Genomic DNA, 8,165 nt, shown 5'->3' with positions numbered 1-8,165 from the left:
CAATGACTCACTCCGTAAGTCATTGATTTGTAAGGAAAGGGAAAACGACGCTTTTCCCTTTCCGTGGAGCGAAAAGTTTCGGATTGGACTTTTTGCGACTCTATCAAATTTGGACCAGAGGAGACTTTCATGTCAGACTTTCACGGACAATCAGGATCACAAGCCGTTACCCAGACTGATCTTCCCGGAATCCCGATCTTCCGGAGGGGAAAGGTCCGCGATGTTTACGATCTTGGAGAACACCTCCTGCTGGTTGCCACCGATCGTATTTCAGCTTTCGACGTCATCATGCCCAACGGTATCCCGGACAAGGGCAGGATCCTCACTCAAATGTCTCTTTTCTGGTTCGATCTCACAAACGACATCGTTGAAAACCACCTGGTAGCTCGCAAAGTAGAAGATTTTCCATCCCAGCTTCAGAAATACTCCGAGCTTCTCGAAGGCAGGAGCCTGATCGTGAAGAAGGCCGATTCCTACCCCATAGAGTGTGTGGCCCGTGGGTATCTGGCTGGGGGCGGATGGAGTGATTACCAGAAAGACGGCGCCATCTGCGGCATCGAATTGCCTGAAGGACTGCAGCTTGCACAGAGACTGCCGGAGACCATCTTCACCCCCGCCACCAAGGCAGATACCGGTCACGATGAGAACATCCCCTTTGAAAAGGCAGCGGAGGTTGTCGGGATAGAAACAATCACCAGACTCAGGGAACTGACCCTCGCCCTGTACGAAAAGGCCCGGATCCATGCTCAGGAGAAAGGTATTATCATCTCGGATACAAAGTTCGAGTTCGGCCATATCGACGGGAAGATCATTCTCATCGACGAGATCCTGACCCCCGATTCCTCTCGATTCTGGCCCGCGGCATCCTACAAAGTCGGTACAAGCCCTTTAAGCTTTGACAAACAGTACGTGAGGGACTACCTGGAGACCCTTGTCTGGGACAAAACTCCTCCCGCGCCCGAGCTGCCGGAGGAGGTTGTAATGAATACCAGGGAAAAATACCTGGAGGCCTACGAGCTGTTAACGGGGAAAAGCTTCGATAGTTAGACACGTAGGTGCGTTAAGCGTTTGTGCGTAAAACGAATATAAGCCTTCGCAACCACGCCTGGCGCATGCACGCACGTACGTGAAGGTTTATCAAGCTCATGGATCCCGACCCCAAAGATTTCCTTAGAAGCGTTTCCATCAATGGGATTATCGTTACCGATCATAAAACGCGATGTCAGAGAATCGATCTACCAGAGGCAGAATGCAGACTGTAGAACGCAAAACACAGGAGAAGATAAATAGCGTTAATGCTGTGAACCATATGCGCTCTCCTTTTGAATCCCGGATCCCGGATCTTGGATCATTTCTGAGATCTGAGATATGAGATTTGAGATCACTCCTTCCTCCCGCCCCAGGTTCGCTGACGGGATTCTGCTGGTTCTCCTCATCTCCTTGACGGTGTTCTCCCCGAGGTTCCTGCCCGCCGGTTCCGTGGGGCAGCAGCTTACAGTCAGGACACCTGATTCCATCACTGAAATACCCTTGAATGTCGACGGGCGGCACCCGGTGTCGGGTCCCCTCGGCACTGCTTTCCTGGTTGTCCAAAAGGGCCGCGCCCATCTGGAAAACGCCCCTTGTCCCCTCAAAATATGCGAAGCAATGGGATCCATTGACCGGGGGGGACAGGTCATCGTCTGCCTGCCCAACCGAATCGTCATCAAGGTCTCAGGTCCGGAGGAAGTGGATGCGGTCTCCCGCTAGGATCACCACACTTGCCCTTCTGGTGGCAGGGGCCTTCGCGCTGGCCTCCCTGGAGAGGGTCGTTCCCAACCCCTTCCCCATGGTGCGCCTGGGACTCGGGAACATCATGACCCTTGTGGCCTTTGTGACCCTTGGCGTTACAGGAGGCGCTTGGGTGACAGCAGGGAGAGTGGGCCTGGTAGCGATTCTCTGGGGAGGTGTCTTTTCCCCCACGGCGGTTCTTTCCGCGGCGGGGGGCGCGACCAGTCTCCTGGTCATGGTGCCCCTCATTCTTTCAGGGAGGTTTTCCCTCTACGGCATCAGCATGGGGGGAGCCTACGCCCACATCCTGGGACAGCTTACTGTTGCGGTCCTGCTTTACGTGCGGTCACCCGGCCTCCTGGCCCTGCTGCCGGTGATGGGTACAGTGGCGATTCTCACAGGGATCTTCAACGCTTGGGTAGCGGGGAAACTGGTGGAGGTACTTGAAGTTCAGGACACAGGACACAGGACACAGGACGCAGGATAAGATCAAAAGCTATAACGCAGAGAGCCGCAGGACGGCCGGCCGTGGCCGTACCGCTAAGAGCCGCAGTTAAACCTGAACCTGGATTTTAACCGCGGCCCCCTGCGACAGCGCCTGGGAGACGGCGCTCCCGCGGCCCTCCGCGTTAAAGCTTTTAAACATTTGGAATCTGGAGTCTGGAATATGGAATCACCATTAAAAAAACGATGCTCCTGGCCTGAAGGATCCAGCGATGAGATGATCGCCTACCATGACGAAGAGTGGGGTGTCCCTGTCCGTGAGAATCGGAAGCTTTTCGAAATGTTCTCTATGGGCGGGGCTCAGGCAGGGCTCTCCTGGGCTACGATCCTTAAAAGGCGGACCGGATACAAAAAGTTATTTCACAACTTCAACATAAAAAAATGTTCCCTGATGACCGATGCCTACCTGCAAGAGGTCCTCACTGACACGTCTATTATCCGAAACCGATTGAAGGTCTACTCTGTAAGAAAGAACGCCCTGGCCGCCCTGGAGGTGATCGAGGAGTTCGGGTCCTTATCGGACTTTCTCTGGGGCTTTGTCGGCGGTCGGCCCGTTGTGAACCGGATAAAGAAGATGTCGGACATACCGGCTACGTCACCGGAGAGCGACACCATGGCCAGGGAGATGAAGAAGAGGGGCTTCACCTTTGCCGGCAGCACCATATGCTACGCCTTCATGCAGGGGGTGGGGATGGTCAACGATCACGAGATGGGATGCTGGAGATGGCAGGAGTGTCAGGAAATGGAGAACCAGACGCGGTGACACGGGGACGCGGAGAAGATCAAAAGCTTCAACACATAAGTGCTCTGACACCAGAAACTTACTGCAATTTCACGGCCCAAACATTTCTCAAAGCAAAGCATAATAAATTCAGATCCCCTCCCGCAAAATCTATCGCCTGCCCTGAGCTCAGTCGAAGGGGATCCTTCGCTGTCCACTTCCCCGTTGCCGGATCGTAGCCGAAATAGTACACACCGCCCTGGTAGGTCATGGACACCGGCATCCGTCTATCGGCATATTCGAATCTCTGGACAACAGTGCCCGAAGGATCAAGGACAGCCAGCAGCGTCGCGGCCTGCCATAGGTACTTCTCCACTAAGACACCGTTGACAGCGACCCAGAAACTCAGACACTTCACGTTCCACAAGCTCTGAGATCAGCTTCTCCAGGCTCGACTGGCCCAACTCGTGAAGAAGTTCGCCCCCGTGCTTCCGATCCAGATGCCCGGAAATCTCTTGGTCACACAGTGTTTCCTAAATGCGATTTTTTACAATTTTCTCGTAAAGATCGCCTGGAACCAGGAATTGAAACTGTCTACCTACCTTGTTTGCAATAAGAAGGCCTCGCTCAACTAGAGTCAACAGGTCGCTTCTTCCTGTTGCATAAGCAATATTGTGAGAATTCATGTGGGATTGAAAAGTGTATATCGCAAACGGATTGTTTAGAGCGTGTCTAAGTAATGCCTGCTGCCTGTAGTTAAGGCCAGGCCATCCGTGCAGCATACTTAGTGATTCCCTGTATTCTCTTTGCTTACGCTCCAGATAGCGACGGAGTTCCTCCATTGCCAGATTTAGAGCTTTGAGATGATAAACGATAAAATAGGTAACATCGAAGTCATCACTTTCAGCATAAAGAAATGATCGATAGTATTGGTTTCTCGACTTCATGATCATTCGGGAAACGGAAAGGTACTCTATAAGCCAGTAGCCTTTCTTCATTGCATACCAATAAAAAAGGGCACGCGCCGTACGACCATTTCCGTCTACATATGGATGATCATAAGCAAGCCAGAAATGGAGGATCACAGCTTTGAGCACAGGATGAATAAATTCAGATTTACCATCCTGGTTAGCGAAATCGCACATAGCTTGTACCCTGTCGCTTAATTCCTCGGCAGGGGGTGGGACATGAAGGGGCTTTCCATCCTCGATGTCAACAACATGGATTTCTTCGTCCGGAAGACGGAATCTCCCTACACAATGTGGATCATCCAGGGTTTCCACGGTCATTGATTCTTGAAGTTCATGAAGCACTTCGACTGAAAGATCTTCATCTACAAGGTTTTTAATCCGCTGTATGGTTCTGTAACTATTGAGGATCATTTGCTCAGCTCGGTCACGGGGTTTACGACCAGAGCGAAGCATTTCCTTGGCAACACGGCGCGTTGTCGCAGCACCCTCAATTTGGCTTGAGGCAATGGCCTCTTCCATAAGAGAGCTTACAAGATATCGCTCTTTCGCATCAGGAGATAACCCGGGTGTTTCCAATCCCAGCTGCCCCCCTGCAAACCAGTCCACAAAATGCAATTCTCGATGGACGGAATCGGGAAGACCATAGGTGAATGCTTTTCTTTTAGTGCTAAAAAGCGGCAAAACACGGCGCCTTTGAAGGCGCGCAGCTTTCACTATGGCCCAGAGATGACTTGGATCGATTGAAGACGGTGTATTTTTATATTTAACCTTCTCCCAATGTAGATAGCCATCGTCAATTTTTTGCATAAGTGTACGGCCTTTTTCTGAAGCAAAAAACTCCAATGACCGACGAGGCATCGCGCGGAAAGGCTTCATCCAATGCGGTGGTTTCTCAGGGATTTTCATAATCAACCCTTAACTATGACAGGGTCGCAAAAAGTCGGATCCGGGACTTTTTGCTCAACGGAAAGGGAAAAGCGTCGTTTTCCCTTTCCTTACGGAGACTGCTTATATATCGCCAAAGTCTGTGCGGGACTTTGGCTCAACGGGAACCGAAAAGCGTGGTTTTCGGTTCCCTCACGGATCGAACACACAGCCTTTGGCACTCGATCCGGGCGCCTCTCCCAGGCGCGGCTGTTCATTGATCCGGGCGCCCCGCGCGGGGCGCGTTGATGGACTTTTTGCGAGACCATCAACTATCAATCAATATTTTCTTGATAGTCATATATCATAAAGTATCAACTTATGTCAAATTGATACTTAAAGAGGATACGGGCTGGTACTGCCGGCATCGCCGTAACCGGGGTCGTGCCTGTCGCCGCTTTCCGCATTATCCCTGACCACGCTCCACGCATACACGCTTGGCGCACCCGCGTTATACCCTACCCCATCCACTTCCCCATAGGACGAAAAGTCCCGCCCCTGGGTCACGGTGCCTGCGCCCTGCGGGCGAGGGGACCCGGTGAGTCTCGCACCTATCTGCGATGTTATCGTGGCCTGCGCCCTGCGGGCGAGGGGACCCGTCTTCGCTTCCAGCTACGACGTGGCAAGAGGGAAAAAGAGAAAGGTACAAGTTTTCAAGGAGCGAAGGTTGGTCCCCGCGTCATGTGATCAGTTCCATCACTCATACCCTTTTCTCACAGTAACGAAACTCACCATGCGCTCTTTGTCTTTGCGTGCCCGGTGCGACCAGAACAGCTCCGGGTTGCATGAAGTACACCCCACGATCTCATCCACGTTCTCGGGGGCCACGCCTTCCATGATGAGTTGGGTCTTCACCCCCGAGGCCAGGTCGAGATAAAGGCTCTTGTCACGCTGTACGAAAAGGCCGTCTCCACTTCTGAAATGAGAGAAAGCATCCCTTACATCCTCCCCCACCTCGTAGCAGCACAGCCCGATGGAGGGCCCGATGGCCGCGAGGAGGTGTTTCTCACTGCTTCCCATGACTCCGGTCATCACCCGGACGGCTTTACCTGTTAGGCCAAGGGCCAGGCTCCGCCAGCCGCAGTGCACCGCTGCCGCCGTCCCCCTGACACGGTCCACGATGAGGAGGGGCAGACAGTCGGCGGTGCGGATCCCCAGGGAAACACCCGGGATATCGCTCACCATGGCATCCCCCTCGTCAAACCGGAAGTGGTGTGCTGGAAGGTTCTGGTAGACCACTTCCGCTCCGGAAAAGGGGAAGAGGGGGGATGGGGAAGAGGCGCCAGAGCAAACAGTTCTACGGTTTGTCTCCTTTTCCCCTTTTCTCCTCTTCTCCTCTTCAGGATCGCCGGTCAATACCACGATCTTTTCCCCGTGGACCTGCAATAATATATGAACATCCACGGGGAAATCGCCTGGTATTGACCGCCTCGTCCCAAACCCATGATCAAACCCCTCCCTATCAAGAAGGGCCGAGCGCAGGATCGTCACAGGGTTCCTCCCACGATCCACTGGAAAAGGCCTGACAGGTCTTCAGGAGGGGGAGATTCGAAGGACAGCCGCAGGTGTGTTGAAGGGTGGTCGAACTCGAGTTTCAGGGCGTGGAGGGCAGGTCTCCGAAGAGCCCTGAGGAGGGCTTTACCCTCGCTGCTCTTCTGATGAAGTGACTGTACCCCCCCGCCATAGGTCACATCACCGAGAATGGGGTGACCTGAAGAGGCCAGGTGCACGCGAAGCTGATGGGTCCTGCCGGTCCCGGGTACAAGCCTAACCAGACTGATACCGTTACGACGCCCCAGGACCTCGTAGTCAGTTACGGCGCTACGGCCCGATTCGCGCACTGCGATCTTTTTCCTGTTCCGGGAGTGGCGGGCGAGGGGTTTTTCGATGCGGCCCCTGTCTTCTTTGAGTTCGCCTCTCACAGCTGCAAGATAGACACGCCCGATGGTGTGGTCCTTGAACTGGGCCGACAGGCAGTGGTGGGCAGCGTCGTTCTTGGCCGCCACCATAACGCCCGAGGTACCCTTGTCCAGCCGGTGGACAATACCCGGCCTCATGACCCCGCCTATTCCGGACAGGTCCAGACAATGGTGGAGAAGGGCGTTAACGAGTGTGCCCGTCGAATGCCCGTGGGCCGGATGAACAACCATGTGGGGAGCCTTGTCGATGACGATAAGATCGCTGTCTTCGTGGAGGATAGAAAGGGGGATCGCTTCCGGCATGACGTCTGACGGCTGAAGCGCAGGGACCTGAACCGTCACTACATTGCCTGCCCGCAGCATTGCACCGGCCTTGGTTGAAACCCCGTCAACGAGTATATGACCTTCCCCGATGAGCTTTTTAAGCCGGGAACGGGTCAGGTCTGGGAGCCTGTGAGACAGAAAGTGGTCAAGGCGGGTTTTGGATTCTTCGGGTGTTACGGTAAGGTGGGTGCTCCCCATGGGGAGGTCTACCAGATATCCGAGTCGGTATCCCCGAACTGCTTGACCAGCACATCGACAATGGCCCTGTTATACGGGATCCATCGTCCCGGCAAATCGGGATCTACCCTGGCGTTGTAGAGTTTGCGGCCCTCTTCCAACTGGTCAGCCATATCTACGAACAGCGAGTCGTTCTTGATGCTATGGCGGATCTTGTCCTGATTATAGAGGGCGATGTCGGACATGATGGTCCGGGCCAGCCGTACGGCGTCCTTTTCATTGTCGATGAGGCTCATCCGGACTTCCTCCTGATCAAAGAACCCTTGAGATGCAGGGGATCGAATCCCGGCTTTTCCTGCCCTGCCAGAACAAATAAAGGGTGGCGAGAGCCAGCCCGCAAAACGTACCTGCGATAGCCGCCCCATCGGTGCCGTAACGGGACCATCCCACCGCACCACCAGCCACCGCTGCCACCGCCGGCATAAAATAAGCAGTCGCAGATGCCTTGAGAAGTTCGCTCGACGGAAGAGATACTACCACCTTGTCGCCCGGGTGTGCGCCAGCCACGTTCCTGACCTCCATCTTCATGGTTTTCCCCGATGACGGATGGCACATGTCTTTCGCCGCACAGCCGCCGCAGGCGTCTGACCGTACCAGGGCTACCGTGGCACGATCACCATTTAACGAAATGACGAAAGCAGTTTCCTCAAGCATTTCCTAACCTTATGTGAGATGGGACGGAAAATCAAGGGGGAGCCTCTTCCAGGGGGGAGTGGGAGGCTCGGTCAGGTTAATAATCATCATATAAAAGCGTCCTCGATGAAACTGACTCATGAGTGGGGAAATCGGCGAATC

General features: G+C 54.1%; 10 protein-coding genes. 4 read left to right on the top strand and 6 right to left on the bottom strand.

What is annotated here, in order from left to right; genetic code table 11:
- The first annotated feature begins 129 nt into the window (after positions 1-129).
- The 4 genes from P1S59_11340 (at position 130) to P1S59_11325 (ending at position 3,037) form a co-directional block, all read left to right on the top strand.
- Entirely contained in the window at positions 130-1,047 is a 918-nt protein-coding gene (locus tag P1S59_11340; GenBank protein ID MDF1526846.1) for a phosphoribosylaminoimidazolesuccinocarboxamide synthase, read from the top strand.
- Positions 1,048-1,368: 321 nt separating this feature from the next.
- Entirely contained in the window at positions 1,369-1,749 is a 381-nt protein-coding gene (locus tag P1S59_11335) for a NusG domain II-containing protein (GenBank protein ID MDF1526845.1), read from the top strand.
- Entirely contained in the window at positions 1,733-2,257 is a 525-nt protein-coding gene (locus P1S59_11330; protein MDF1526844.1) for a Gx transporter family protein, read from the top strand. Before P1S59_11335 ends, P1S59_11330 begins: the two co-directional genes overlap by 17 nt.
- Before the next feature lie 180 nt (positions 2,258-2,437).
- Positions 2,438-3,037, top strand: coding sequence for a DNA-3-methyladenine glycosylase I (locus P1S59_11325; protein ID MDF1526843.1), 600 nt, complete (start codon positions 2,438-2,440; stop codon positions 3,035-3,037).
- A 58-nt stretch (positions 3,038-3,095) separates the two neighbouring features.
- On the opposite strand, the gene P1S59_11320 is transcribed toward P1S59_11325, so the two are convergent.
- The 6 genes from P1S59_11320 to P1S59_11295 form a co-directional block, all read right to left on the bottom strand.
- Entirely contained in the window at positions 3,096-3,371 is a 276-nt protein-coding gene (locus P1S59_11320) for a hypothetical protein (GenBank protein ID MDF1526842.1), read from the bottom strand.
- 157 nt (positions 3,372-3,528) lie between these two features.
- Positions 3,529-4,872, bottom strand: a complete 1,344-nt coding sequence (locus P1S59_11315; protein MDF1526841.1) for a Fic family protein — start codon at positions 4,870-4,872, stop codon at positions 3,529-3,531.
- A gap of 714 nt (positions 4,873-5,586) precedes the next feature.
- On the bottom strand, positions 5,587-6,381 hold the full coding sequence (locus P1S59_11310; GenBank protein ID MDF1526840.1) for a polyphenol oxidase family protein: 795 nt from the start codon (positions 6,379-6,381) through the stop codon (positions 5,587-5,589).
- Positions 6,378-7,331 carry an RluA family pseudouridine synthase gene (locus P1S59_11305; protein MDF1526839.1) on the bottom strand — a complete coding sequence of 318 codons (954 nt, stop codon included), beginning with the start codon at positions 7,329-7,331 and terminating at the stop codon, positions 6,378-6,380. Before P1S59_11305 ends, P1S59_11310 begins: the two co-directional genes overlap by 4 nt.
- A gap of 8 nt (positions 7,332-7,339) precedes the next feature.
- On the bottom strand, positions 7,340-7,606 hold the full coding sequence (locus tag P1S59_11300; protein MDF1526838.1) for a hypothetical protein: 267 nt from the start codon (positions 7,604-7,606) through the stop codon (positions 7,340-7,342).
- A gap of 16 nt (positions 7,607-7,622) precedes the next feature.
- The gene (locus P1S59_11295; GenBank protein ID MDF1526837.1) at positions 7,623-8,024 is read right to left on the bottom strand and encodes a SoxR reducing system RseC family protein; all 402 of its coding nucleotides are present in this window, start codon (positions 8,022-8,024) and stop codon (positions 7,623-7,625) included.
- Positions 8,025-8,165: the final 141 nt, after the last annotated feature.

It is taken from the genome of bacterium, assembly GCA_029210965.1.
In the GTDB taxonomy this organism is placed as follows: domain Bacteria; phylum BMS3Abin14; class BMS3Abin14; order BMS3Abin14; family BMS3Abin14; genus JALHUC01.
Note: the sequence above shows the minus strand (reverse complement) of the source record. Positions and strands in the feature narration are given on the sequence as shown.

Coding starts and splice junctions, on each gene's coding strand:
- P1S59_11295 (MDF1526837.1), bottom strand. CDS start 8,024: ATGCTTGAGGAAACTGCTTTCGTCATTTCGTTAAATGGTGATCGTGCC.
- P1S59_11315 (MDF1526841.1), bottom strand. CDS start 4,872: ATGAAAATCCCTGAGAAACCACCGCATTGGATGAAGCCTTTCCGCGCG.
- P1S59_11335 (MDF1526845.1), top strand. CDS start 1,369: ATGAGATTTGAGATCACTCCTTCCTCCCGCCCCAGGTTCGCTGACGGG.
- P1S59_11300 (MDF1526838.1), bottom strand. CDS start 7,606: ATGAGCCTCATCGACAATGAAAAGGACGCCGTACGGCTGGCCCGGACC.
- P1S59_11305 (MDF1526839.1), bottom strand. CDS start 7,331: ATGGGGAGCACCCACCTTACCGTAACACCCGAAGAATCCAAAACCCGC.
- P1S59_11330 (MDF1526844.1), top strand. CDS start 1,733: ATGCGGTCTCCCGCTAGGATCACCACACTTGCCCTTCTGGTGGCAGGG.
- P1S59_11325 (MDF1526843.1), top strand. CDS start 2,438: ATGGAATCACCATTAAAAAAACGATGCTCCTGGCCTGAAGGATCCAGC.
- P1S59_11340 (MDF1526846.1), top strand. CDS start 130: ATGTCAGACTTTCACGGACAATCAGGATCACAAGCCGTTACCCAGACT.